At 47.2% G+C, this 25,487-nt stretch carries 19 protein-coding genes and 1 tRNA gene; 12 read left to right on the top strand and 8 right to left on the bottom strand.

Annotated elements, in window-relative coordinates; translation table 11 throughout:
• Nucleotides 1-5 precede the first annotated feature (5 nt).
• The 3 genes from BC343_RS00995 to BC343_RS00985 all read left to right on the top strand — a co-directional run bounded on the left by BC343_RS00995 (nt 6) and on the right by BC343_RS00985 (nt 2,603).
• Nucleotides 6-1,829 carry a M61 family metallopeptidase gene (locus BC343_RS00995; RefSeq protein ID WP_078345853.1) on the top strand — a complete coding sequence of 608 codons (1,824 nt, stop codon included), beginning with the start codon at nt 6-8 and terminating at the stop codon, nt 1,827-1,829.
• A complete protein-coding gene (locus BC343_RS00990; protein WP_078345852.1) occupies nt 1,829-2,308 on the top strand; it encodes a GyrI-like domain-containing protein in 480 nt (159 codons plus the stop codon). Before BC343_RS00995 ends, BC343_RS00990 begins: the two co-directional genes overlap by 1 nt.
• 106 nt (nt 2,309-2,414) lie before the next feature.
• Nucleotides 2,415-2,603 carry a hypothetical protein gene (locus tag BC343_RS00985; RefSeq protein WP_078345851.1) on the top strand — a complete coding sequence of 63 codons (189 nt, stop codon included), beginning with the start codon at nt 2,415-2,417 and terminating at the stop codon, nt 2,601-2,603.
• Nucleotides 2,604-2,676: 73 nt separating this feature from the next.
• On the opposite strand, the gene BC343_RS00980 is transcribed toward BC343_RS00985, so the two are convergent.
• Together BC343_RS00980 and BC343_RS00975 are read right to left on the bottom strand one after the other, a co-directional pair.
• Nucleotides 2,677-7,023: a T9SS type B sorting domain-containing protein gene (locus BC343_RS00980; protein WP_078345850.1), complete on the bottom strand. Its 4,347-nt coding sequence runs from the start codon at nt 7,021-7,023 to the stop codon at nt 2,677-2,679.
• A 372-nt stretch (nt 7,024-7,395) separates the two neighbouring features.
• Nucleotides 7,396-8,043: an NAD(P)-dependent oxidoreductase gene (locus BC343_RS00975; RefSeq protein ID WP_078345849.1), complete on the bottom strand. Its 648-nt coding sequence runs from the start codon at nt 8,041-8,043 to the stop codon at nt 7,396-7,398.
• Between the two features lie 305 nt (nt 8,044-8,348).
• Here BC343_RS00975 and BC343_RS00970 point away from each other — a divergent pair, with 305 nt between their 5' ends.
• The 3 genes from BC343_RS00970 to BC343_RS00960 all read left to right on the top strand — a co-directional run bounded on the left by BC343_RS00970 (nt 8,349) and on the right by BC343_RS00960 (nt 13,181).
• Entirely contained in the window at nt 8,349-11,423 is a 3,075-nt protein-coding gene (locus BC343_RS00970) for an amidohydrolase family protein (protein WP_078345848.1), read from the top strand.
• Between the two features lie 19 nt (nt 11,424-11,442).
• A complete protein-coding gene (locus tag BC343_RS00965; protein ID WP_078346464.1) occupies nt 11,443-12,744 on the top strand; it encodes an amidohydrolase family protein in 1,302 nt (433 codons plus the stop codon).
• Nucleotides 12,745-12,842: 98 nt separating this feature from the next.
• On the top strand, nt 12,843-13,181 hold the full coding sequence (locus BC343_RS00960; protein WP_143822021.1) for a hypothetical protein: 339 nt from the start codon (nt 12,843-12,845) through the stop codon (nt 13,179-13,181).
• Nucleotides 13,182-13,220: 39 nt separating this feature from the next.
• Here the strand turns inward: BC343_RS00960 and BC343_RS00955 are convergent, their stop codons facing one another.
• Nucleotides 13,221-14,132 carry a ChbG/HpnK family deacetylase gene (locus BC343_RS00955; protein WP_078345846.1) on the bottom strand — a complete coding sequence of 304 codons (912 nt, stop codon included), beginning with the start codon at nt 14,130-14,132 and terminating at the stop codon, nt 13,221-13,223.
• Between the two features lie 273 nt (nt 14,133-14,405).
• Between BC343_RS00955 and BC343_RS00950 the strand changes: the two genes are divergently transcribed.
• Nucleotides 14,406-15,563 carry a M28 family metallopeptidase gene (locus BC343_RS00950; protein ID WP_078345845.1) on the top strand — a complete coding sequence of 386 codons (1,158 nt, stop codon included), beginning with the start codon at nt 14,406-14,408 and terminating at the stop codon, nt 15,561-15,563.
• A 47-nt stretch (nt 15,564-15,610) separates the two neighbouring features.
• Here BC343_RS00950 and BC343_RS00945 read toward each other — a convergent pair.
• A tRNA-His gene (locus BC343_RS00945) sits at nt 15,611-15,684 on the bottom strand.
• Between the two features lie 116 nt (nt 15,685-15,800).
• Here BC343_RS00945 and BC343_RS00940 point away from each other — a divergent pair.
• Both BC343_RS00940 and rnhA read left to right on the top strand, forming a co-directional pair.
• A complete protein-coding gene (locus tag BC343_RS00940; RefSeq protein WP_238381684.1) occupies nt 15,801-17,888 on the top strand; it encodes a heavy metal translocating P-type ATPase in 2,088 nt (695 codons plus the stop codon).
• 110 nt (nt 17,889-17,998) lie between these two features.
• Nucleotides 17,999-18,460 (top strand): ribonuclease HI, encoded by a 462-nt coding sequence (gene rnhA, locus BC343_RS00935; RefSeq protein ID WP_078345843.1) that lies wholly within the window; start codon nt 17,999-18,001, stop codon nt 18,458-18,460.
• Nucleotides 18,461-18,563: 103 nt separating this feature from the next.
• On the opposite strand, the gene BC343_RS00930 is transcribed toward rnhA, so the two are convergent.
• On the bottom strand, nt 18,564-19,055 hold the full coding sequence (locus BC343_RS00930) for a metallophosphoesterase family protein (RefSeq protein WP_078345842.1): 492 nt from the start codon (nt 19,053-19,055) through the stop codon (nt 18,564-18,566).
• Nucleotides 19,056-19,083: 28 nt separating this feature from the next.
• Nucleotides 19,084-19,797: a tRNA1(Val) (adenine(37)-N6)-methyltransferase gene (locus BC343_RS00925; protein WP_162276798.1), complete on the bottom strand. Its 714-nt coding sequence runs from the start codon at nt 19,795-19,797 to the stop codon at nt 19,084-19,086.
• Nucleotides 19,798-19,875: 78 nt separating this feature from the next.
• Here BC343_RS00925 and pbpC point away from each other — a divergent pair, with 78 nt between their 5' ends.
• Nucleotides 19,876-22,269, top strand: a complete 2,394-nt coding sequence (pbpC, locus tag BC343_RS00920; protein ID WP_078345840.1) for a penicillin-binding protein 1C — start codon at nt 19,876-19,878, stop codon at nt 22,267-22,269.
• 277 nt (nt 22,270-22,546) lie between these two features.
• Nucleotides 22,547-23,254 (top strand): 3'-5' exonuclease, encoded by a 708-nt coding sequence (locus BC343_RS00915; RefSeq protein WP_078345839.1) that lies wholly within the window; start codon nt 22,547-22,549, stop codon nt 23,252-23,254.
• 28 nt (nt 23,255-23,282) lie between these two features.
• Here the strand turns inward: BC343_RS00915 and BC343_RS00910 are convergent, their stop codons facing one another.
• Both BC343_RS00910 and BC343_RS00905 read right to left on the bottom strand, forming a co-directional pair.
• Nucleotides 23,283-23,702, bottom strand: coding sequence for a DUF3052 family protein (locus BC343_RS00910; RefSeq protein ID WP_078345838.1), 420 nt, complete (start codon nt 23,700-23,702; stop codon nt 23,283-23,285).
• A 1-nt stretch (nt 23,703) separates the two neighbouring features.
• Entirely contained in the window at nt 23,704-24,138 is a 435-nt protein-coding gene (locus BC343_RS00905; protein ID WP_078345837.1) for a DinB family protein, read from the bottom strand.
• A 93-nt stretch (nt 24,139-24,231) separates the two neighbouring features.
• Between BC343_RS00905 and BC343_RS00900 the strand changes: the two genes are divergently transcribed.
• The gene (locus BC343_RS00900; RefSeq protein WP_078345836.1) at nt 24,232-25,470 is read left to right on the top strand and encodes a nucleoside recognition domain-containing protein; all 1,239 of its coding nucleotides are present in this window, start codon (nt 24,232-24,234) and stop codon (nt 25,468-25,470) included.
• The last annotated feature ends 17 nt before the right edge of the window (nt 25,471-25,487 follow it).

Raw genomic sequence — 25,487 nt, 5'->3', positions numbered from 1 at the left:
TCATCATGAAGAAATTTCTTTCCCTCAGCCTTTTATTTTCGGCGCTTGCTGTTAGTGGTTATGCTCAGCAGAAATATGCCTATTCGGTAGATCTCGTAAACATAGTTAATGATCAGGTGGCTGTTAACCTAACCACCCCTGCTATTACGCAGGAGAGCACTGTGTTTTCATTTGCCAAAGCAATACCCGGCTCTTACGCACGTAAAGATTTTGGGCGCTTTATCGTCGACCTGCAAGCCTTCGATAAAGATGGCAAGAAGTTAAAGGTGGAAAAGCTGAATAAAGACCAATACCGTATCAATAATGCTACCAGCCTTGCTACTATCAAGTATAAAGTGAACGATACCTGGGATACCAAGCACGATGATTTCATTTTTCAGCCCGGCGGCTCTAATATAGAGGCAGGCCAAAACGTGGTAATGAACAACCATGCCTTTTACGGCTATTTTGAAGACTATAAAAAGCTACCCATTGAAATAAGCGTGAACAAGCCTGAAGGCTTTTATGGCGCTACCCACCTGGATGTAGAACACCCCGCCAAAAACCTCGACCTGATAAAAGCGCGTGATTTTGTTTACCTGGCCGATAATCCGGTTATTTATGCCAGGCCCGATACTACCTCGTTTATGGTTGGCCAAAGTAAGATCAACGTTTTTGTATACTCAGCAACCGGCAAAGTAAAAAGTGCGCAGGTGGCAGAATACCTTAAACCAATAGCCAAATCGTTAAGCGTTTTCTTTAACGGGCTTCCCGTAAAATCGTACCAGTTTCTATACTATTTCGAAGATCCTAAAAAGGCCCTTGCCGACCGCGATAAAGGCGAAGGTGGCTATGGCGCGTTAGAACACAACTACTCATCGCTTTACTACCTGCCCGAGGTAGAGATGGAGAAAAGGCTGGTATCGATGGTGAACGATGTATCATCGCACGAGTTCCTGCATATTCTTACACCGTTGAACCTGCACAGCTTCGAGATAGAGAACTTTGATTTTACAGACCCAAAAATGTCGGCACACCTGTGGATGTACGAAGGTATTACTGAATACTTTGCCCACCTGATACAATTGCAAAACGGACTGGTTGACGAAAAAGGCTTTTTTAAAGAAATGCGCGATAAGATGAACCAGGCAGAAGAGTTTGGTTCATTCTCGATGACCGAAATGAGCAAGCGTGTGATGGAAGATTCGTTCCAAAAGAAATACAGTAGCGTTTATAACAAAGGGGCGCTAATAGGATTTGCACTGGATATGCTGATCCGCGAAAAAACAAATGGCAATAAGGACCTCAAAAGTGTCATCATCGACCTGACTCATAAATACGGCCCAAGTAAGCCCTTTAAAGATGATGAGTTTATCGGCGATTTTGTTGCAGCATCGCACCCGGACGTAAAGCAGTTTATTGATAAATACATTGTAGGCAGCGAAACCGTACCCTACGCCGAATATTTTGCAAGAGTTGGCTACGAATACGCCCCCCAGAAAAATGTGCAGGCCTTTTACCCCGGCAAAATGGGTTTAAAGATGGAAAACGGCGCGTTTGTATTTGCCAACGTAGGCGACAACCCGCTTAAAGTAAAAGAAGGCGATGTTTTTGCCAAAATGGATGGAATTGCGGTAACACAGGATAATGTTGATGATATTTGGGATGCCTACTTTGCCGAAAACACCAAACACCCGGAAATTGAAATAACCGTACTGCGCGGCGGCAAAGAAATAGTGATGAAAGGCCCTATTTACGATGGGCACTTTAAAACCAAAAACTATTTGGCTCCAATGGCGTCGCCTACCCCGGCCCAACAAGCGGCCCTGAAAAACCTGGAAGGAAAATAATGGAACCAAGGTTAGAGGCATTGCCACCTCAGATGTTCGCCGGGAAACACCTCAGCATGAGTTATGCCGATAACAAAACCGGCGAACTCTGGCGCAGCTTTATGCCGATACGAAAACGGGTTACCAACGCCATTGGTAGCGAGCTTTATTCCATCGAAGTTTACCCGGCGGGGTTCTTTACCAGTTTCGACGCGAATGCCCTTTACGAAAAATGGGCTGCGGTTGAAGTAAGGGATACAGCGCATTTGCCGTGTAGTTTAGACATCCTGAATGCGCCCGGCGGGCTTTACGCTGTGTTTGTGCATTACGGGCCCGCCGCTAATGGTGCTGAAACCTATCGGTACATATTTACTGAATGGTTCCCTGCCTCGAATTACGAAGTAGACGAGCGCCCGCATTTTGCGATAATGGGCGAAAAGTACATGCCAAATTCGGCGGATTCGGAGGAAGAAATATGGATACCGGTCAGGCTTAAATAATTTATATTTTCTGCAACAAAAGCCGCTACAGCATGTTAAAACAAATAACAGGCCGGGCAGCAACATTACCAATTGTTTCAAACTCGCCATAGGCTAAACCAAAGCTATGATAAATGAATTTGTTTTAGAAAGCATTGCTGTTGCATTAATGGTATTATTACCCCTTGCGGCCGTATTGAATCGCAACCCCAAAGGCAAGAAAATAAAACGCGGCACCATCGAACGCTCTAACTATGTAGTTAACGAGTACGGCAAACTGGAATTATTAACCCACGAGGGCGAAGAGCAAGAATAAAATCATATCTATAAAAATAACAAAGGCCGCAGGAAAATCTTCCGCGGCCTTTGCTTTTCAGAACTATATGGTATTAGAACTTCAATACCAAATAACCGGTTTTGCGTATCAACTCCGCTCCTTTTTTATACTCCAGCATATAAAAATAAGTACCGGCTTTTTGCAGGGTGCCATTGCTGGCATGCCCGTCGAAGGCTTTGCTGTAGTTGTTATAACCCTTTACGCTGTAAATGGCTTCGCCGTTGCTGTTCAAAACCTTTACGGTATTTTCGGGGTAAGCGCCTATACCGTCAATGGTAAATACATCGTTAATACCGTCACCGTTAGGCGATAGGGCCTGGTGTACATTCACCTCTATGTTATTGTCCTCCAATACATCCTGCTCTACCAGCATACGTTTTTGGTTGGTTGTTAATAATAAAGTTGGAGATGCAGTTGTGGTTACGTTGGCTGCGTTATACCTGCTCAGGTTGTAAGCTTCGGTGCCGGCACTTCCGTTGTATTCAATTACAATAGCACGGTAGGTGCTCGATGCAGCTAAACCACTAATGTTAACACTGCTGCCGGTACCGTTGTAAACGCAATACCAGCCATTGGTGCCAACCGGCGAACCTGCACCGAAGCTGCTATTGCCGTTATAGGTTTGGCCCTGCACTACATTCAGCGCACCGCTGGTACCCAGTTTTAAGAATACCGCCCGCGCCGCACCGTTACTGCTTACCCAACTTAAGGTAGTTGAGGTGGCTGCTGTATTGCTGAATGCTAAACTTGTTGCATATCCCGTTGGGGCAGCTATTGGCGTAACCATATTTGCGGCAGATTCAGATACTTCGTATACCCGTATCATCTTTGGTGCCTGTATACTGCCATTATAATCATAAACTATCGCACGGTATCTTTGGCCGCTGGTTAAGCCTGTAACGTTTACACTATTGCCGGTTCCGTTGTAAACGCAATAGTAACCATTTACCTGGTTGCCCGAGCCATATTTAGTGTTAGGCGAGTAATAAACGTCTGAGGGGCCTGCGCCACTATCATAGGGGGTTGCAGACACAAATACCATACGCCCTACACCGCTGCCGCTTGTCCAGCTTAGGGTGGTTGATGTGCCGGTTGTATTACTGAAAACCAGGTTCGACGATCTTATATTCAGATCGAAAGTTGTTGTTTTGCCTGTAGTGCCCGTGCTGGCATACTTCTCGGCACCGTATTTACCGTTGTATTCTACTATAGCTATTATATACGGCGTGCTGGGTTTTAGCCCGGCCATAAGCGGGGCAGCATCTGTACGCGTATGGGGGCCATTGTAAATGCAATACCAGCCTGCTCCGGCAGGCGTGCCTTGCCCAAATTTAGGGTTGGCGGTGTAGGTACGGCCATTAACTATAGTTGGAAAACCGCTGCTGCCCTCTTTAATAAATACAGCACGCGCCGAGCCGCTGCCATTTACAAACCTAAAATAAATACTATCCGGCGTTTGCGGAATAAATTCAATTGCGGTTGCAAGCACTGTAGGGGAAACAACAGGCGTGCCTGAGCCAAGGCCATAAACGGCCCCGATAGGAAATGTACCCTCCAGGGTATTATCCTGGCCATAATATTTTTGGCTTGGGAATACCTTGGTATCCTGTGGGTTAGCTGCGAAGCCCGATGCACCATCGGCACTTAAAGCTACCGCAAGTGCAGGCGTGCCTGTTGCAAAACTTGTGCTTTGCCTGCCCCAACTGCTGCCATTGCGGGTATAAACAGCCGGCCCTGTGGCGCTGCCAAATATTACAGTACCGCCATCGGCACTTATAGCACCGGTTCCGGTTACATTCAGCGACTGTGCATATGTCCATACGCTGCCTACCCTGTTATAAATGCGGTTACCGCTAAGCAATACGTTGCCATCTGCGCTTAACCCCGGGAACGCGACAGCTGTAGGTAAGGCCCGCTGCAATACCCAACCGGCACCCTTGTTTGTATAAATATTTGTGCCGGGGGTGTTTCCGCTTTGATAGGTACTTGTTGCAATGGTTTTGCCATCGGCGCTTATGGCAACAGCCGATCCGGCATTGGCTATGTAATACTTAGCATCGGGTTGGCTGCCCGGAGGGGTTGGCTCCTGCTGGCCTGCCCATACCCCGTTTACACGGTAAAACACGTTTGCATGTGTTTCGCATCCGTGTGCGGTACATTTTTTGTAACCGGTAACCGCGGTGTTACCGTCGGCACTCAGGGATACATCAACTGCCAGCCCCAACACACCCGGTATGCCCTGGGCATCAGCAACCCATTCCCCGTTTTCATTTTTATGATACCCATAAACGAAACCGGGGGTAATTGAATTAGGCTCATCCGCAAACACCACTAAGGCAGTTGTCCCGTCGGCATTTAGGGTTGCCTTAAGCGGGTACGATAAATTAGTATAAGAGGTGCTAACAAAACGGCTTTGTTTCCAGCTGCCGTTTACCTTTGCATAAAAAACTACGTTTTGGCCACTGTAATATGGGATAGCGTAGGTACTCTTGCCCGAAGCAGCTATAGCGGTATTGCCATCGGCGCTTATAGCCAGTGCGGTTCCCTGTAGCAGCGAATTTGTTGACTTGCCTCCCGAGGCGTATTTAATGGTATCAGCCATTTTGGGGGTATTTTGCACATTGGGGAAAGGTGTAGCGGTTACGGTGAAGTTGCCACCTGTTACCGTAGTATCTTTGGTAATGCTTACTGCGCCGGTAACAGCACCCGGCATTACCATGCCCGTAATAACGGTACCTGTGTTAGATACTATAATGGCATCTTTACCGCCAATACTTAAAGTGGCACCTTCTAAACTAACGCCGGTAACCTTAACGAGTGTACCTACGGGACCAGTGGTTGGGCTCATGGCGGAAATAGCGGGAGGTGGGGGCGGCGTGAACGATGCAGTATACACGGCACCTAAAGGTGCGTCGTTAGCATTGCCATAGAATACATCACTTGCATTGGCACTCATGGCTACACCTGTTGTATAAAACCCTTTCCCTGCCGCGCCTTTTAATACAAAGCTGCCATTTACCCGCTCGTAAACTCGCAGCCCATCGGCCCCTACTACTAAAGTATTGGCATCGGCACTTAACGCCGCCGAGCTGCCTTGAATAATTATACGCGATTCATCACCAGGGGGGTAACTATTACCGGTTTTCGTTCTAATGTATACCGCCCCCTGCCCGTTCGAGTATGCTAAATAGCTACCGTCTGCACTAAAACTAAATTTATTGCCTGTGTAGTAGGCATAATCGTCCAATACACTCTGGTGCCAGTCATTTGAAGTTGCTGTTGACCGTACAAAAGCGTCAGTATAAACGTCGAAGAATTCATAATCTGGGTTAGTAGTGTAAGGAGTAATAAACGGCTGGTATCTCGAATTCATCACGATAACGGTTCCGTCGGGGCTTATACCTACCCCATCGCCGGGAGCTGCCTTGCCACCCCGCGTAGGGATAGCTATCTGGCTCCAGTTGTCCAAGCCGCTCCTATGATATAAATTGACGCCATCGTCAGGGTTAGTTACGGAAGGAAGACGGCGGTTACCCGGGTAAAACACATAACCGATCCTGCCGGTAATTATTGTATTCCCGTCAGCGGTTATGCCAACCGAGCTGCCGGGCGCATCAAGCTTGGTAACCGATCCCCCGCTCCATAAGCCTTGTTTTTTTACAAAAACATAAACGCCGCCAGAAATACCGTTAAATTGCGTTGAGCGCCCAAAACTGCCAACTACAGCAATGCTGCCATCGCCACTTAACGCTACCGAATACCCAAAACCCTCGGTTGCGGCAAGCCCGTTAGGCCTCAAAAACGCTGATACAGCAACCCAGCCACTATCTACTTTTTTATAAAATTTAACGCCGCTTTCAGCAACGTCAAGGCTATAGGCGGTTACGGCAGCGGTACTACCATCGGCACTTATGGCTACGGAGTAGCCTTGATTCTTTAGATTTTTACCGCCGGGCTGCAAGGTATTATCCACCAATTTGCCCGGTGAAAACGAAAGTGGCAGTGGTGTTTCAACCACTTTAAAATTTTTTGCTGCGTTTACATTGCTGCCCGTATTAACGGTTACCTTGCCCGTAACTGCGCCCGGCATTACCATACCCACTATTTGCGTAGCAGTGTATGATGTTATTATAGCGGGTTTGCCGCCAATGGCAAGCTTAGATGCAGATGTAAAACCGGTACCGGTTACAGTTACAAAGGTACCCACCGCACCCGAAGCCGGCGCGAACGACGTAATGGTAGATGCAAATGCAGCTTCTCTGCTGCCGCTTATGCGGGATATAGGTTCAGCGGCAAAAGCCGAAACAGAACCGGATAATACGAGCGCCAGGGCAAAACCCCGGACGGCCCGGTAAAGTTTAGGCAATAAAATTGCCGATGAAGTAGCGTTTTTCATCATATTATTACGTGGTGTTTATGTATTAAAACGGTAAAATGACACTCACCGTTAAATGCGCTGGGGTTAGGTGCGCATCGAAAGATGTGATAAGGTATTTTTTATATAACTGGCGGTTAATTTTTTAAACACCAGTTGGTTACGGCTTTGTATACGTCAAAGATATACGTTTAAATCAATAACCATATTAATTTTTAATAAATATTATTCCGTACCAAATATGTTACACTTCAATGTTTAACTGTTAAAAAAATATGGCCACGGAGAAATACCCCCCGCGGCCTTAACTTTTTAAAATATTTCAGTATCAAATATCCGCTAACCTTAACCATTACGGGTTTTCAAAGCGTTTACCAAGCGGTAAAATAAGTTACATCAATAAGATACCACGGGCATCTGCCTGTTATATCCCCCATCCTTCAAAACCTGCAACATAAACTTGGCAACACCCAACCGGCTTATCGTAAGGTGCGGTTTCGGCATATTATTTATGCTAACCATAACAGGTTTGCTTTTAGCAGAATTTACCAAACCCACCGGGCGTACAATGGTATAATTAAGGTTGGATGCTGCGAATAGCTGCTCTTGCACTTCATGGTCGCGGTAGGCTACGCCAACGTTGCTATTATCTATCACCCACTTAAACCACCATGGGATGTGGTCGCGTGTATCGCTTGTGCCCGATGCCGAGGTCAATATTATTCGTGAAATATTATGCTGCGGTGCTAACCTAATAATAAGCCCTGCCGTTGCAGAAAGGAAATTAGCCGGAGTACGTAGTTTAGCCCAGGGGAAGTCGGATGTGCGCGAAATATTCAGGGCACTTAATATGGCCTCGCAGCCGGCCATTGCCTTGCTCAACAGGGCTTCGGCGGGTTGCCCTTCAAAAATAGTTAGCGCAGGATGCTGCGGAACATGCGCTTTGTCCCTCACCAAAATATTCACTTCATAACCCTGCTTCAAAGCTTCCTGCAAAAGCAATTTACCGGTACGGCCGGTAGCGCCTAAAATGAGTATTCGCATAAGGTATGGCTATTAAATTGAGTGAACACGAATTTCACGAATTATACTAATTATCGCAAACCTCAATTAATCAACGTTTAACCCTGCCGCTATCACCATGCTTTAAAACCTTTGCGCCTCTTTGCGAAACCTTTGTGGCCTTTGCGGTAAAATTGTCACCATGTTTTGTGAAATTCGACTTAATCAGAAAAAATTAGTGTTCACTCAATTAGTGTTATATCAGGATGTAACAATTATATGATTTTGCCTTAACCGATAATTCACCCATTAAAATTTGATAGTTTAGCAGTAAACAACTCCATTTCATGAAAAGATCATTACTTTTTTGTTTTTTCCTGCTCATATTTCAACTAAGCCAGGCCCAGGAGACTTTCCCGGTGAACGGCAGTTGGGATATACGCCCGGGCAAATACGCCTTCACCAACGCTACCATTGTGGTGGATGCCGGGCAAACCATCAGCAAAGCCACCATGCTGGTGAACGACCGCGTAATTGAGACCGTGGGCGCGCAGGTAACTGTACCCAAGGGCTATATTACAGTTGACCTGAAAGGTAAATTTATTTATCCCGGATTGGTAGATGCTTATACCAACTACGGCATACCCGATGCACCCCGCACAGCAGGTGGCGGCTTTGGCGGCCCGCGTGTTTATACTTCCACCAAACCCGGTGCTTATGGCTGGAACGAGGCCATCCGCCCCGAAATAAATGCCAAAACACTTTTCCATGTAAATGCTGATGCTGCCGAAACTTTGAAAAAGAACGGCTTCAGCACGGTACAATCGTTGATACACGATGGTATTGCCCGCGGTACATCTGTAGTAGTTAGCCTTGCCGATGAGCGCGACAACTTTGTGATGCTGAACGACCAGGCCGCTGCGCATTACTCTTTCAGCAAGGGTACAGCCGCTACTAATTACCCATCATCGTTAATGGGTAGCATAGCCCTGTTGCGCCAAACTTATTTGGATGCCGCATGGTATAAAACACAAAAAACAGAATACAATATCTCGCTGGATGAGTTTAACCGCACGCAGGCGCTTCCGCAGATATTTGAGGTGAGCGACCCGCAAGCCATCCTCCGCGCGGTAAAAATTGCCAAAGAGTTCGGCAAGCAATATATTTTGAAGACCGACGGTTTGGAGTACCAACGTATTGCCGCTGTGAAAGCAACGGGCAGCGCGTTGATCGTCCCTGTAAACTTTCCCGCACCTTACGATATTGAGGACCCGCTGGATGCCCGTAACGTAAGCTACGAGCAATTAAAGGCATGGGAACTGGCACCTACCAACCCGGCAGCGCTGGAAAAAGCAGGCATCAAATTCGCACTTACGAGCTATGGCATTGCTAACGCGAAGGATTTCTGGACCAATATCCGCAGCGCCATTAGCTATGGGCTTAGCGAAAAACAAGCGCTGGCATCATTAACCACTATCCCCGCCGAAATGCTGGGCGTAAGTGATAAGGTAGGTACGTTAGCCAAAGGCAAACTGGCCAGCTTTATTATCACATCTGATAGCCTGTTCAAAGCCGATAACGTGATCTACGAAAACTGGGTAGAGGGCCGCCAGTACGTAGTATCGAAAATGGATGTATCAGACCTGCGCGGAACTTACAGCCTCACCGGCGATGGCTTTGCCAATACCGTACTAAAAATAGGCGGCACGCCGGGCAGTTACAATGTAAACGTAGAACGCACGGGTACCGATAGTGTTAAAGTGAGCGGCACCATTACCCGTACGGGCGATGATGTAAGCATTTACTTCAACTACAAAGCCAAACCGGCTGGTGTTATCCGTTTATCGGGACACATCTCGTCGTTATCGCCAATAACTATTCGCGGTAATGCATTGTTTCCTGATGGTACTTCGGCAGGCTTCAGCGCTGCATATACCGGCGCGGCACCTGCAGGAGAAAAGCCCCGCCCTACCCCAAAACCGAACTTAAGCGTTGGCCCGGTTATTTACCCTTTCGCGCCATTTGGTTATACCGAATTGCCCAAAGCTGAAACAGTCCTGCTAAAAAATGGCACCGTTTGGACCAATGAGAAAGACGGCATCCTGCAAAATACCGACGTGTTGCTGGAAGGTGGCAAAATAAAAGCCATCGGCAAAAATCTGGCAGCAGGTAATGCTAAAGTTATTGATGCCACAGGTAAAAACATCACCGCCGGTATTGTCGACGAGCACTCGCACATTGCAGCTACGGGCGGTATAAACGAGGGCACACAATCGGTCACCGCAGAAGTGCGCATGGCCGATGTAATAGATGCCGAAGACATAAATATTTACCGCCAGTTGGCCGGTGGGGTAACTACATCGCACATTTTGCATGGCTCTGCAAATGCCATAGGCGGCCAAAACCAATTGATAAAACACCGCTGGGGCCTATTGCCCGAAGAGATAAAATTTGAGGGAGCCGATGGCTTTATCAAATTTGCACTGGGCGAGAACGTAAAAGGCAGCAATAATAACATTACGCCCGGTTCGTTACTGCGTTTCCCGCAAACACGTATGGGCGTTGAGGAAGTTTACATAGATGCCTTCACCCGCGCTAAAGAATACAAAGCGGCACGCGCCATAAAAGGCAACACAGTTCGCCGCGACCTGGAGTTGGACGCCTTGGTGGAAATATTGGATAACAAGCGCTTTATCACCTGCCACTCCTACGTACAATCGGAAATTAACATGCTGATGCACGTGGCCGATTCGATGGGCTTTAAGATCAATACCTTCACCCATATTTTGGAAGGTTATAAGGTGGCCGATAAAATGAAGGCGCACAACATTGCTGCATCAACCTTTAGTGATTGGTGGGCTTACAAAAACGAGGTTGCGGAGGCCATCCCCTACAACGGCAAGCTGATGCACGAAGTTGGTTTGGTAACCGGCTTTAACTCGGACGATGAGGAAATGGCGCGCCGCCTGAACCAGGAAGCCGCCAAAGCCGTAACCTACGGCCACATGAGCCAGGAAGACGCGCTGAAATTGGTAACGCTTAATCCCGCCAAAATGCTGCACATAGATAAACGCGTAGGTAGTATAAAAGCCGGTAAGGATGCCGACGTGGTAGTATGGAGCGCCAACCCGCTGAGTATTTACGCCGTTGCCGAGAAAACCTTTGTTGATGGTATTTTATACTGGGATTATGCGCAGGATGCTGAAAAGCAAAAAGCAGTTAAAGCTGATGCCGGCCGCATCATCCAAAAAATGCTCGACCTGAAAAACGCAGGGCAAAACACCCAACGCGCAGGCGGACCGCGCAGGCCACGCAGCTACCAATGCGAAACTTTAGAAGAAGAGAACTTTGTAGTGGCCGACGAGTACACCGAAATGGAGAAAGAACGCGCCGCAAAACAGGCTGCAGGTAAAATACGCTAACCCCAAAATGAACACAAACATGAAAAAGACAATTTTAAGCCTTGGGGGATTATTGCTTTGCACTACCCTCGCCTTTGGGCAAGCCACCATATCACCCGCTAAAGCACAAAGCAAAGCGGTTATCATCACCGGCGCTACCATCCACGTAGGTAACGGGCAGGTAATAAATAACGGCTACATAGCTTTTGATAAAGGTAAAATAACGGACATTGGCGAAGGTACGGGTACTACTAACGGCGCTGAAGTTATCAACGCTGCAGGTAAACATATTTACCCGGGATTCATCGCCCCCATGACCACGCTGGGTTTAATAGAAGTAGAATCGGGCGCACGCGGTACGGTGGATGATGAAGAAACCGGCGAACTAAATCCGCATGTACGCTCCATCATCGCCTACAATACCGATAGTAAAGTGATACCGACCGTGCGTAGCAATGGCATTTTACTGGCTCAGCCGGTACCAAGCGGTGGTATTATTTCGGGCGAATCGTCCGTAGTGCAACTGGATGCCTGGAACTGGGAAGATGCCGCTTATAAAACCGACATGGCGATTCACCTTAACTGGCCATCAGCATCGGCAGGCCGCCGCAGGGGGCCTGCCGCTCCGGGAGCCGAAACACCTGCCGAACGCGCACAGAAAGCAATTGATGCCCTAACCCGCTTGTTCACCGAAGCCAAAGCGTACAGCGAAGGCGCAAAGCCTGCAACATCTAACCTCCGTTTAGAAGCTATGAAAGGCTTATTTAATGGCACTAAGAAATTATTCGTTAATGCCGATGCTGCTAAGCAAATTATGCAGGCCGTAGCCTTTGCCAAACAATTTGGCGTGCAGGCAGTAATTGTTGGTGGTAGAGAAAGTTATCTGGTAACCGAAACGCTAAAAGAGAACAACGTACCCGTCATCCTCCGCGAAACCCAAACTCTGCCCGATAAAGATGAAGACGATGTATACCTACCCTACAAAATGCCCAAAATATTGCAGGATGCGGGCGTGTTGTATGGCTTGACAGGTACCGGCTTTTGGCGCCAACGCAACCTGCCTTTTGAAGCGGGGCAGGCCGTTGGTTACGGTTTAACCAAAGAGCAGGCTTTGAGTATGATAACGCTCAACAACGCCAAAATTTTAGGCATAGATAAAACAACCGGAACGTTGGAAGTAGGTAAAGATGCCAACCTGTTTATTTCCGCAGGCGATGCTTTGGATATGCTCACGCTTGATGTACAAAACGCCTTTATACAAGGGCGTACCATTAACCTTGATAACCTGCACAAGCAACTGTACAGGAAGTTCAGCGAGAAGTATGGGTTTAAGGCCGATTAAAAATTCGTAAATTTTATAAAAGAACGCCGGGCTTTGAGGGAAGCCCGGCGTTTTTAGTTTTGGTACTACTTATCCAAATTAATACTACCTTGCAAGCTATGATGGAATACCTGGAGATATTTAAAGATTGGCTGTTCGACCTGGGAGAAGAACACGAAGTGAACCCCTGGTTACTGGCCATGCTTTACCTCATCAGCAAGCCTTTATTTTTCTTCTTCCTGGGCTGGACCATCAAAAACATGAAGAACCGCAAGCCATTTATGTCGCAATTGCTTACGGCATGTGTATGCTTCAGTATCCCTTACCTTTATGTAATTATTGCCGGGCGCAATATTTCGGTTTGGGTATACGTGTTTATTGCTGTGGTTTATAGTTATGGGGGCTTCACCATCTACAAAAAAGTAACCGCCCCTGCCGACCCTACCCTGCCGGCATAGAAAGTCTTTTTGCTTTATGATCTTAAGTATTGCTATGAACTATCGGCCATCCACGGCTTTCAAAACACTTATATCTTTCCCTTTCAGCATTTGTTGGTAATTCACCGCTTGAAAGTTCTTACCCTGCATAACTTTAAACTCAGGCGATAGCAGCATATTCAGTTCGGTTTGGCGGTGCAGGCTGGTGAGGGGTTTACCTGCTGGAGTGTTCATCATGCTTGCATTCATATCAAACAAGGCATCCATCTCGGGGCCTATTTGCGCTACATGTATGACCACCAGGTTTGGCCTATCGGCGTTTAGCTTTTTGCTTACATAGGCCAAAAATTCCTTCTTTTTGGTAGCCACAGGTTCGCCCCACATTTCTAAATAAGTTTCGCCGAAATAACTGACGGTGCTTAGCGGCGATATGGCCAACTTATATTTGCGGGCCAATTTTTCGGTAAGGGCACGCAACTCCGGTGTTGACAGCGCAACGCCCATGTGCGGGTCGATATAAGTAATTTTTAGCCCAGAAGCCTGCGCCCTTTCTATCTGCGCCGAAAGTTCGCGTTCCACCTCTTCCATTTTATAACCACCTTTCGCAAAAGCACCTGTCGACTGGCGGAAATACCCCACCTCGTCTACCAGGCTGGGCACCGCCTCTTTACCCAATACCGGCCCCCAACGGTAGTACCGCCATTCGGATGTTAGCGTAAGATGCACGCCAACACTAACCTGCGGGTTCTTCTTCAAAATGGCCACAGCTTCCTGGTACCAGGGGCACGCGAATTGCACCGAAGCAGAGAAAGGCATTTTTGTGTTGGCCACCTGCTGCATGGCCATATTTACCGAATGATTCATGCCGATATCATCCAACCGTATAAGCAACTGAGGAAGTTTATTTTGAGCAGAAAGATTTGCGGTTTGTGTAAGCAGAACGATGGTTAAAATGCGGTAAAGATATTTCATATTGGTTTGGAGGAATTGGTTTAGCAATGTACAAAATAGTAGGTGGAAATTAACCGCAAAGGCCGCAAAGAAGAAGCGCAAAGGTACACAAAGCCTATGTTACGGTTACGTTTCAGAATACAGCCCCAAGAAAAAAATAGATATGTCAAGAATTCTTTCAAGCCCTACCTTCTTATTTCGTCTGCAAGGCTTTGTGTTTCTTTGCGCTATTGAACAATAAAATCTTTGCGCACTTTGCGGTAAAATAGCCCATGCAATCGTAGTTTAGCAATTATGAAACTTAAACTATCACTCCTATTCATTTTCACCTCCGTTTTCTCCCAAGCCCAGGATATTAAATTCGCCCGCCAAATGGTTGATACACTTACCTCCAAAACCTTTTGGGGCCGCGGCTACACCAACAATGGCATGGGCAAAGCAGCAGATTTTATTACTGCGCAGCTAAAAAGCTATGGGTTAAAACCTATGGATGACAAAAACTACCGACAGGAGTTCAGCTACTCCGTAAACACCTTTCCCGGTAAAGTTGAGGTATCAATAAACGGTGTGGCATTAGTGCCGGGGCAGGATTATTTGGTTACACCCGATAGCAAAGGCGTAAAAGGCGAAGGCAAATTGGTTCAACAAGATAGCACACATTTTGTAGACCAGGCTAACCTTATTATGGTTACACTGGAGAAAAAACTCACTTGGTCGGCAGAGCAAACCGTTTTAGGCTATACCGTTATCCAACTGGATAAGAACTTACAGAAAACCTTACCGCAAACCATTAAGGTTGATATCGAAAATAAATTCGTCCCCTCTTTTAAAACTGCCAATATTTGCGCGGTAGTAAAGGGCACTACCAAACCTGACTCGATCATTGTTTTCACCGCGCACTACGACCACCTTGGCGGCATGGGCGATAAAACCTATTTCCCCGGCGCTAATGATAACGCAAGCGGCGTAACACAAGTGCTTAGCCTGGCTAAATACTACGGCGAACATCCGCAGCCCTATACCATGGCATTTATATTTTTTGCCGGCGAAGAGGCTGGCTTATTAGGTTCGAAATACTTTACCGAAAATCCACTTATCGATCTAAAGAAAATCCGCTTCCTTACAAACCTCGATCTGGAGGGCACTGGCATAGAAGGCATCACGGTGGTAAACGCCTCGGTATTCCCTAATGAGTTTGCACTGTTGAAACAGGTGAACGAAAAAGGCAATTACCTTGTAAAAGTAAACTCGCGCGGTAAAGCAGCCAATAGCGACCATTACTTTTTCAGCGAGAAAGGCGTGCCCGCGTTTTTCATGTATACCCTGGGCGGTATAAAAGCTTACCACGATATTTACGATATCAGTGCTACCCTGCCGCTAAACAAATACGAGGACCTGTTTAACCTGCTACTTAATTTTAACAATGGGCTGATGGGAAATAGAGCGAAGTAAAACAAAAAAGCCTTTAATCTTCCGACTAAAGGCTTCTTGCTATTATGGGTAAGTAATCGGGCTCGAACCGACGACCCTCGGTACCACAAACCGATGCTCTAACCAACTGAGCTATACCTACCGTGTTGGGATTGCAAAGATAGGAATTGTGTATTTATTTGCAAACCTTTTTTAAAATTACGTTCACATTACCTTAATTATTTAGAACAATTCTACCTAATAGGTAAATTTGTAACTATGGCAGAGCAACTGGTTGAATTGAATGTTACGGGGATGCATTGTAATAACTGCGCCATGAGCGTGCATAAGTTATTGGAAAAGAAAGGGCTGCAAAACATACTGGTGAGCTTCGCCTCCGAAGAGGTAAAATTCTCCACCGCCGACCAATCTATCCTGCCCTCCGTTATCAATGATATCGAAAGCCTCGGTTTTCATGTAGTAGAGGATGCTGCAACCCATCAAACACCATTTTACGATAAAGTTGAGAACAAATTTTTCTTCTGCGCACTGTTTACTGCGCCACTTTTATTGCATATGGTGCTGCCCTGGCACTTTCTTCATTCGCCCATTGTACAACTTATATTATGCCTGCCTGTATTTATAGTGGGCTGCTTGCATTTCGGCAAAAGTGCCTATGGCTCGCTTAAAGGCGGGGTGCCCAATATGGATGTGCTGATATTTATTGGTTCCACATCTGCTTTTGTTTACAGCTTGACGGGGACCATTCAAAACCTGGGCGAGCAATACCTGTTCTACGAAACTTGCGCCACTATTATTACGCTGGTGTTGCTTGGTAATGTATTAGAGAAACGCAGCGTTAACCAAACCACATCGGCAGTGAAGGCTTTGATGAAGTTTCAGGAAGTAAGCGCTAACCGCTTAGTTACAGACGGCGTTGAAGTAGTAAATGCAAAAGATATTGCTGCCGGTGATATATTATTGGTAAACGAAGGCGGGCAAGTACCTGTAGATGGCGATATACTATCGGGCGAAGCCTCGATAAACGAAGCAATAATAACCGGCGAAAGTATCCCGGTGCAGAAAAAGAAATACGATAGCGTAATTGGCGGCACTATCGTTCAGCAGGGCAACATTAAAATAATAGCCACCAAGGTGGGCAGCAATAGTACCCTCGCACAAATAATCGACTTGATGAAACGCGCGCAGGCTGCCAAGCCGCCTGTACAAAAGCTGGGCGACAAGGTAGCCGCGGTATTTGTGCCTGTGGTGGTGCTTATTGCCTTGCTTACATTTGTTATTACCTATTTTGCTACCAATACAGGCCTGCAAAACAGTATGCTGCATGCTATTGCCGTTCTGGTGATATCTTGCCCTTGTGCAATGGGACTGGCAACACCTACTGCGGTGATGGTTGGGCTTGGCAGGGCAGCAAAAAACGGCATCCTGATAAAAGGCGGCGATACTATAGAAGCCGTTACCGATACCAAATATGTGATATTCGATAAAACGGGAACGCTTACCACGGGCAAATTCAGCGTACAGGATATTAAACCAGAAGGCGGCTTTGATATTGAAGCCATCCGCGGAGTTATTGTAGCCATTGAAGAACGAAGCAACCATCCTATTGCGAAGTCGCTCATAGACGGATTGAAAGGTTTATCCAAGCAAAAGGTAATATTGCGCACAATTACCGAAGAAAAAGGCCTGGGCATGCGCGCTGAAGACGTGGAGGGTAATAGCTACTTCTTAGGGACGGCCAAAGCCGGCGCTGATGATGGCTACAACTTATCACTTTACAAAAACCAAAAGCTTACCGCACAAATAGCTGTAGACGATACCCTAAAACCGGACGCCCTCGCGTTAATTACGAGCTTGAAAAAAATGGGGATAAAACCTGTACTCCTAAGCGGCGATAAAGCCGGGCGTTGCGCATCCGTCGCGAAAACATTAGGCATTACGGAAGTACACGCCGAAAAACTACCCGACGAAAAATTGGCCGTGGTTGATGTTTACCGCAAAAAAGGTAAAACTTTGATGATAGGCGATGGCATAAACGATGCCCCTGCCCTAACCCAGGCTGATGTTGGTGTATCCATGAATGATGCCAGCCATATAGCCATACAATCGGCAAAAGTAATATTGCTGAATACGGATATGCGGTCGGTTGTTACGTTTTTGCAGATAAGCCGCCACACGCTGCTCACCATTAAACAAAACTTGTTTTGGGCCTTCGCTTATAACATTGTGGCTATACCTGTAGCTGCTTTAGGCTTCTTAAACCCTATGGTGGGTGCGCTAACGATGGCTTTCAGCGATGTGATAGTTATAGGGAACTCGCTGAGGTTGAAGGTGAAGAAAGTTTAGCCCCCCAGCCCCCCTGAAGGGGGAGCTTTTGAAATACCTTTTTGAGGATAACGTACCCTGATCTTATACTTTTTACTACTTTTGTTCCCCCTTCAGGGGGGTAGGGGCTTATGATAGAAATTTATACAGACGGTGCATCGAGCGGGAACCCCGGTCCGGGTGGTTATGGGGTAATATTGCGTGCCGGTGCGCATTATAAAGAGCTATCTGCCGGATATCGCAAAACTACCAATAACCGTATGGAACTACTGGCCGTTATCACCGGGCTGGAAGCACTAAAATCTCCAAATCAGCAGGTTACTATTTATTCCGATAGTAAGTACGTTATCGATTCGATAGAAAAACGCTGGCTGCAGGGCTGGGTAGCAAAAGGCTTTGCAGGCAAAAAAAACAAGGACCTTTGGTTGAGGTACCTCAACATCAGCAAAATACACCAGGTAAAATTTGTATGGGTACGCGGCCATAACGGCCACCCCGAAAATGAACGCTGCGACGTATTGGCGGTAGCAGCGGGCAAACAGCGCGACCTGCTTATCGATTCGGTTTTTGAAGCGGAAGCGGGGCTCGGTTAGTCCATAGTCGATAGACGATGGTCCATAGCAGGATGTTGTTTACGAGAATCCGGCAATAATATCCGCTCCCATCGTCTATGGACTATCGACCATGGACTATCAACTACTTCGCCCCCAACTCTATCACTTCCAACCCGTGTATCCTATCGCCTGTTATTTCAAAGCGCATTAGCGTACGCACTTTTTGCCAGCCGTGTTTGCCCGCTGCGCCGGGGTTTAGGTGCAGGCAGCTTATCTGTTTGTCGTAGATAACTTTCAGGATGTGCGAATGCCCGCAAATGAAAAGCTTTGGCGGGTTGGCATAAATTTCTTTACGCACCACCGGGCTGTACTTATCAGGATAGCCGCCAATGTGCGTCATCCATACATCAACCTGCTCGCAATTAAAGCGCAGGTGTTCGGGATAGGCCGAACGTATATCAGTATCATCAATATTACCATAAACGCCCTTAAAAGGCTTAAAGGCCGCCAGTTTATCCGCAACCTCAATATTCCCGAAATCACCGGCATGCCATATCTCATCACAGGCATCGAAGTGTTTAAACACAGCATCGTCGAGGTAACTATGGGTATCGGATATTAAGCCTATTTTCATTTCTGATCTGGGAGTTTCGATTTCGGATTTAGAAGATAGTTAAAAACTCTTTTAATGTGTGCTGATAAGCCTGCGAATATACTTTTGGTTCGGCATAAATAATAAGCTCTGTTCGCTGTAAAGCGGTTGGCTGTCCTCCAAAAGTGATAATTTCCCGATGAGGCGCCGTGTGTTCGAATGATTTGATATCAACGATCCCCAGTAGGTGCATTCCATCCTCTACCAGCAGGCCTTTTACCATATCAGCCGTTTCTAAAGGTAGTATCATAGCGCAAGTGCCGGCGGGTTTCAAATGCCTGGCAACGCTCCCTATCAGCTTTTCAAAAAATGCACCATCGGTATGCCGGGCCAAGTTCTTTTTCTCTCCCGGCGAAGCCAGGGAGTTTAAAAAGAAGGGCGGGTTAGATACAATAAAATCGAATTGCTTATCGGGACAAGCTTCAAAGTATTCCTCAAACGCCGTGGCGTACAATTGCAGCCTGTCCGCAAACTGCGATGTTTTAAAGTTTCCGTCCGCCGTTTCGGCTGCGGCGGCGTCTATTTCTACGGCTTCGATATTGGCATTGGGAAAGCGTTGGGCCAGCATCAGCGCAATTACGCCGGTGCCAGTGCCAATATCTAAAACAGTGCTTGCTCCCTCGGCATTGGCCAATGCGCCAAGCAGAACGCCGTCGGTATTTACCTTCATGGCGCAACCGCTTTGGTTTACATCGAACTGTTTAAACTTAAATATATCTGCCAATTTATAAAAGGGTTTGCGTGGCTTGGTAGTAATAATTTGCCTATTTTCATGCACTGATATCAAACGCCCGGGCATTTAATGCGAAACCGCTTCTACCAACTCCAACAGCAATTTAAAAAGCCAAAAGTAATTATTATAACAGCCATTTCGGTAGGCTTGTTGCTTTGGTTTGCCTTTTGCCTGCCCAACCCGCTGTTCCGCAGCCCTACTTCTTTTGTGATAGATGATGAGAATGGTCAACTCCTCGGCGCCTCCATTGCGGCCGACGGGCAATGGCGTTTCCCGCATAACGATAGCGTACCCGAAAAGTTCAAACAATGCATTATTGCCTTTGAGGATAAGCGTTTTGAGCATCACCCGGGTTTTGATGCGTTGGCCTTCGGGCGTGCCATTTTCCAAAATTTTAAACAAGGGCGGGTAACCAGCGGCGGCAGTACCCTTACCATGCAGGTGATGCGTTTAGCCACGCGACATAAGCGCACGGTTTGGAATAAAATTGGCGAAATATTTATGGCACTGCGGCTCGAGTTGGGCTATAGCAAACCCGAGATACTGGCCATGTACGCCAGCAATGCGCCATTCGGCAGTAATGTTATAGGGCTTGATGCGGCTGCATGGCGCTACTTTGGGCGCGGCCCCGAAAAACTTTCCTGGGGCGAAATGGCTGCTTTGGCCGTGCTACCTAACTCTCCCTCGTTGGTGCACCCCGGCAAAAACCGGCAGATATTGCAACGCAAACGCAATCTGCTGCTTAACCGGCTTTACAAGCAGGGTACAATTGATAGCACCGCCGCCAAGCTCGCCGAATTTGAACCCGTGCCTGAAAAACCGGTTGCCCTGCCTCAATTTGCCCCGCACCTGCTGCAACGCTTTAAGGCCGACTATAAAACCAATAAACAGGGCGATACCCGCATAACCACCACCATAAAAACCACGCTGCAGCAACAAGTAGCCGGCATTTTAGAGCAACACCACCAGGTATTAAAGGCTAACGACATAAACAACATCGCCGCCGTAGTGCTTGATGTAGAAACAGGCGCAACGCTTGCCTACGCCGGCAACATTAGCCACCCCGAAGACCCGGAAATGGAGAGCGATGTGGATGTTATTGGCGCACCTCGCAGTCCCGGCAGCACGCTGAAACCTTTGTTGTACGCCGCCATGTTGCACGATGGGCTAATACTCCCCAATAGCCTGATACCCGATGTGCCTACGCAAATTGCGGGCTACCACCCGGAGAATTTCGATCTGGGTTACGATGGTGCGGTTCCCGCTTCCAACGCACTCTCGCGTTCGCTGAATGTGCCGGCTGTAAAAATGCTGCAGCAATATAAATACGAACGTTTTTACGATGTGCTGAAGAAAGCAGGCGTAACCACCCTAAAGCAACCTGCGGACCACTACGGCCTTTCGCTGATATTAGGCGGCGGCGAAAACACCCTTTGGGAACTAACCGGGCTATACGCCAATATGGCCCGCGTGCTGAACCATTACCCCAAATACAAAGGGCAATACGATGCCGCCGACTACCATCACCCCGTGTACACCCTCCAGCCAAAAGAGGAACCTACGTTGGAAAAAAACGGTTTATTAGATGCCGGCTCACTTTACTACACGCTGCAAGCCATGGAAGAAGTAATGCGCCCCGGCGAAGAAATGCTTTGGCAGCAGTTTAGTTCTACCCAGCGCATTGCCTGGAAAACCGGCACCAGCTTTGGCTTTCGCGATGGTTGGGCCATTGGTGTTACGCCCAAATATGTAGTTGGCGTATGGGTTGGCAATACCGATGGCGAAGGCCGCCCCGGGCTTACGGGCATCAACACTGCCGCTCCTGCCCTGTTCGAGATATTCCGCCTGCTGCCTGCCACGCGCAATTGGTTCGCCATGCCTATGGGCGAAATGGCGAAGATAGCCGTATGCCGCGAGAGCGGGTATCGCGCCGGGCAATATTGCAACAACACCGTAGAGCAATATGTACCCAAAAGCGGCTTAAAAGCGGCAGCTTGCCCATGGCACCGGTTGGTACACCTCTCGCCCGACGAGCAATACCAGGTAACCGGCAATTGCGAACTACCGGAGAATATGCACAATAAAAGCTGGTTCGTGCTGCCGCCGTCGATGGAGTATTATTATAAAACCAAAAACTACCAGTACCACGTACTGCCACCCTTTAAACCGGACTGTGGCGAGGCCGACTACGGCAATCCTATGGAACTGATATATCCCAAAGAGAACGCCAAAATATACGTGCCGCTGGAAGCCGACGGCACGCGCGGCCGCGTAATATTCAACGCCGCACACCGCCAGCCCGGCATCAAAATATTCTGGCATCTTGATGATAAGTATATGGGCGAAACCAGCACCTTCCACCAGCTGGCGCTAAACCCAACGGCGGGTAAGCATAAAATAACTTTGGTTGATAGTGAAGGGAATACGATAAGCAGCAGCTTTGTGGTGTTAGACAAGGAATAAACATGTTTTTTTTATCCGACGAAACATGGTGGCTATTTAACCGCAAAGGCCACAAAGGTTTCGCAAAGAGGCACAAAGATTTTGAAGCGTGATAATAACAAGTTAGTTAAAAGTCAATGATCTAGATTTGTGTTGATTAGTCTAATTCGTAAAATTCGTGTTCACTCACTTGCGGCTTAGCGTCTTTGCGTGAGATATTTTTCATTTGTGTTAATTAGCTTAATTCGTGAAATTCGTGTTCACTCATAAAACTACACCCTTCGGGAAATTTTAATATATGCTGGAACAATACGACTTGGGTAACCTGATGGTTTTGGATATAGAAACCGTGCCGCAATATGCTACGCATGCCGAGGTACCCGAACATTTTCAGGAACTTTGGGCCTATAAAACCCGACTGCAACGCAACGATGCCACCCCCGAAGAATTTTACGAACGGGCGGGCATTTGGGCAGAGTTCGGTAAGATAGTCTGTATTTCCGTAGGCATATTTCTGAATGGTAAAAAGCCCGCGTTACGTGTAAAATCATTCGCCGGGCACGATGAAAAAGAACTATTGGCCGCCTTTAGCAAAATGCTGAGCAGTCAGCCGCCAAGCGTTATCCTTTGTGCGCATAACGGAAAAGAATTTGATTTCCCTTACATCTGCCGTCGCTTGCTTATCAATGGTGTCCCCTTTCCGCCTCACCTGCAGATCGCCGGCAAAAAGCCATGGGAAATAAACCACCTCGATACCATGGAGCTATGGAAATTCGGCGACTATAAAAACTATACCTCGCTTAATCTGCTTACCGCCATCTTCAATATCCCCACCTCCAAAGACGATATCGATGGTAGCCAGGTAGCACACGTATACTATACCGAAAACAACCTCCCCCGCATTTGCGAGTATTGCCAAAAGGATGTGATAGCTACGGCGCAGTTGATACGGAGGTACCGCGGTGAAGAATTAATAGAAGAGGAATGTATTACGATAGTGGGGTGAACTTGAAGTAACCCCGCATCGCAACAGTTTAGATTTGCCTGTCTTTCACCCAGATTACAAGTTTCAGCCCCGACCATACTTCATCTACCGCGCAAACTTTTACGTCTACCAAACCGGTTTGCAAGGCAAGGTTACGTATTTTATCTTCGGTAACATCAGTAACTATCTTCGATGCCTTCTTGGGCCAGGATATCCATATGATACCATCCTGTTTTATTTGTTGGCGAAACACAGGGAGTGCCGCTGCTAAACTATCATAGCTTTTGGTGAAGTAATGGATAATATCAACCTGCTGTTCGCTTTCGTCAACCAAAACAACATCCGCAGGCATATCTGCAAACAGGCCAAAATAATGTTCAGGCTGATTTATCAAAAGCACTTTAAAACCCGGCTTTATACCCAGTTTCTTTGCCAATGGCGTACCCGAATACCCAGCGCCCGTTGCCATATTATTTGAGTTGGTTTAGGTGATGCTGCATGTGCGCAACATAATCTTTAGCAATAAACTCCACGGTATTATAAACAGGTTCTCCCCTGTTATTGTCGCAGGTTGCCTGCCATCTGTCGACAGGGTAATTGACCAATACGCGCACTACTTGCAGGTTGATCAACTTCCAAAGCGAGAGCAATTCGTTTATATCCGCTTCGGCATAGCGCTGCGCCTCCACCCATTCTTCCTGAAAGTAAATCAGCTTAAAACCATCCTCGTAAGTGCAGCGCACAAATCGTTGCAGGTTTATTTGCGCACTATCTACCAGATGGCCTATTATCTGTTTGTTATTCCACTTGCCGGGCGCGGCAACGTTTTGCCAGTTAATAGCTGCTACGCGGTTCTCTAAAAAATCGCTGATGGCGGCTTGTAATTGCTGATGAATTGGAGGCATATTGGTACCAGGCTTTCAACAAATTTCAATTTAAATATGCTCATCCTGCATAAATTATTCAAAAAAAATTAACTTCATGCCTTTAAACACGCTATGGCCCTCAACTATATCTGGATAGCTTTCTTCCTCATCGCTTTTGTTATTGCCCTTTGCAAGCTTATTTTTTTAGGCGATGTAGATGCCTTTAAGCTTTTGGTTGATGGCATGTTCGATATGTCGAAGTCGTCGGTAATGGATATAGCATTGCCACTTGCGGGTAATATGGTACTTTGGCTGGGCATTATGAACATAGGCGAACGCGCCGGAGCCATGAACTTTCTGGCGCGCATAGTAGGCCCTTTCCTTAGCCGCCTCTTTCCCGAAGTACCTAAAGGGCACCCTGCTAACGGGCAAATGATGATGAACTTTTCGGCCAACCTGCTGGGTTTAGATAACGCAGCAACGCCGCTGGGTTTAAAAGCAATGGGCAGCCTGCAGGAGCTAAACCCGGATAAAGAAACCGCCTCAAACGCGCAGATCATGTTTTTGGTGCTCCATACCTCAGGTCTGCAATTGCTACCCGTAACCATTATTGCGCAGCGCTATATTCTGCATGCAAAAGACCCTGCCGATGTATTTTTGCCCTGCATTATAGCTACTTATGTAGCCACGGTAGTTGGTATGCTTGCTGTAGCCCTTAAACAAAAAATAAACCTTTGGGACCGCGTAATACTGGCCTGGCTGGGCGGCATGACGGCCTTTGTTACCCTCTTGGTTTGGTATTTTACCACACAGCTAAACCACGACCAAATTACTTTTGTATCCAAAGCCATCAGCAATACGCTTATTTTTTGTATCCCTGTTGTATTTATACTAGGCGCGTTACGCAAACGTGTAAATGTGTTCGAAGCTTTTATTGATGGTGCCAAAGGCGGATTTGAAGTATCGGTAAAGATCATCCCCTATTTGGTGGCCATGTTAGTAGCCATCAGCGTTTTCCGCAACAGCGGCGCGCTCGATTACCTGAACAATGGCGTGCGCTGGGTTGTAGCAAGCGCTGGTTTAGATACACGCTTTGTTGACGCACTGCCTGTAGCTTATATGAAACCGTTAAGCGGTTCGGGTTCTAAAGCGATGATGATAAGCACCATGCAAACCTATGGTGCCGATAGCTTCGCCGGGAGGCTGGGCTCTGTCTTCAATGGCTCGGCCGATACTACTTTTTACATCGTTGCGCTATATTTCGGCTCGGTAGGTATCAAAAAATCGAGGTACGCTATTCCGGCGGGTTTAATTGCCGACCTGGCCGGCGTTATTGCGGCCATATTTATTTGCTATCTATTTTTCGGATAAGCACTTACGTAAGGAAT

Origin of the sequence: Mucilaginibacter pedocola, assembly GCF_002013915.1 — a bacterium.
GTDB classification, from domain to species: Bacteria; Bacteroidota; Bacteroidia; order Sphingobacteriales; family Sphingobacteriaceae; genus Mucilaginibacter; species Mucilaginibacter pedocola.
This window is presented reverse-complemented; position numbering and strand designations above follow the sequence as displayed.

What these genes read in the sequence shown, in the direction of transcription:
- BC343_RS00985 (WP_078345851.1), top strand. Translation starts at nt 2,415, where the DNA reads ATGATAAATGAATTTGTTTTAGAAAGCATTGCTGTTGCATTAATGGTA.
- BC343_RS00955 (WP_078345846.1), bottom strand. Translation starts at nt 14,132, where the DNA reads ATGAAATATCTTTACCGCATTTTAACCATCGTTCTGCTTACACAAACC.
- BC343_RS00930 (WP_078345842.1), bottom strand. Translation starts at nt 19,055, where the DNA reads ATGAAAATAGGCTTAATATCCGATACCCATAGTTACCTCGACGATGCT.
- BC343_RS00950 (WP_078345845.1), top strand. Translation starts at nt 14,406, where the DNA reads ATGAAACTTAAACTATCACTCCTATTCATTTTCACCTCCGTTTTCTCC.
- BC343_RS00975 (WP_078345849.1), bottom strand. Translation starts at nt 8,043, where the DNA reads ATGCGAATACTCATTTTAGGCGCTACCGGCCGTACCGGTAAATTGCTT.
- BC343_RS00960 (WP_143822021.1), top strand. Translation starts at nt 12,843, where the DNA reads ATGATGGAATACCTGGAGATATTTAAAGATTGGCTGTTCGACCTGGGA.
- BC343_RS00980 (WP_078345850.1), bottom strand. Translation starts at nt 7,023, where the DNA reads ATGATGAAAAACGCTACTTCATCGGCAATTTTATTGCCTAAACTTTAC.
- BC343_RS00910 (WP_078345838.1), bottom strand. Translation starts at nt 23,702, where the DNA reads ATGGCAACGGGCGCTGGGTATTCGGGTACGCCATTGGCAAAGAAACTG.
- BC343_RS00940 (WP_238381684.1), top strand. Translation starts at nt 15,801, where the DNA reads ATGGCAGAGCAACTGGTTGAATTGAATGTTACGGGGATGCATTGTAAT.
- BC343_RS00905 (WP_078345837.1), bottom strand. Translation starts at nt 24,138, where the DNA reads ATGCCTCCAATTCATCAGCAATTACAAGCCGCCATCAGCGATTTTTTA.
- BC343_RS00970 (WP_078345848.1), top strand. Translation starts at nt 8,349, where the DNA reads ATGAAAAGATCATTACTTTTTTGTTTTTTCCTGCTCATATTTCAACTA.
- BC343_RS00965 (WP_078346464.1), top strand. Translation starts at nt 11,443, where the DNA reads ATGAAAAAGACAATTTTAAGCCTTGGGGGATTATTGCTTTGCACTACC.
- pbpC (WP_078345840.1), top strand. Translation starts at nt 19,876, where the DNA reads ATGCGAAACCGCTTCTACCAACTCCAACAGCAATTTAAAAAGCCAAAA.
- BC343_RS00995 (WP_078345853.1), top strand. Translation starts at nt 6, where the DNA reads ATGAAGAAATTTCTTTCCCTCAGCCTTTTATTTTCGGCGCTTGCTGTT.
- BC343_RS00990 (WP_078345852.1), top strand. Translation starts at nt 1,829, where the DNA reads ATGGAACCAAGGTTAGAGGCATTGCCACCTCAGATGTTCGCCGGGAAA.
- BC343_RS00900 (WP_078345836.1), top strand. Translation starts at nt 24,232, where the DNA reads ATGGCCCTCAACTATATCTGGATAGCTTTCTTCCTCATCGCTTTTGTT.
- rnhA (WP_078345843.1), top strand. Translation starts at nt 17,999, where the DNA reads ATGATAGAAATTTATACAGACGGTGCATCGAGCGGGAACCCCGGTCCG.
- BC343_RS00915 (WP_078345839.1), top strand. Translation starts at nt 22,547, where the DNA reads ATGCTGGAACAATACGACTTGGGTAACCTGATGGTTTTGGATATAGAA.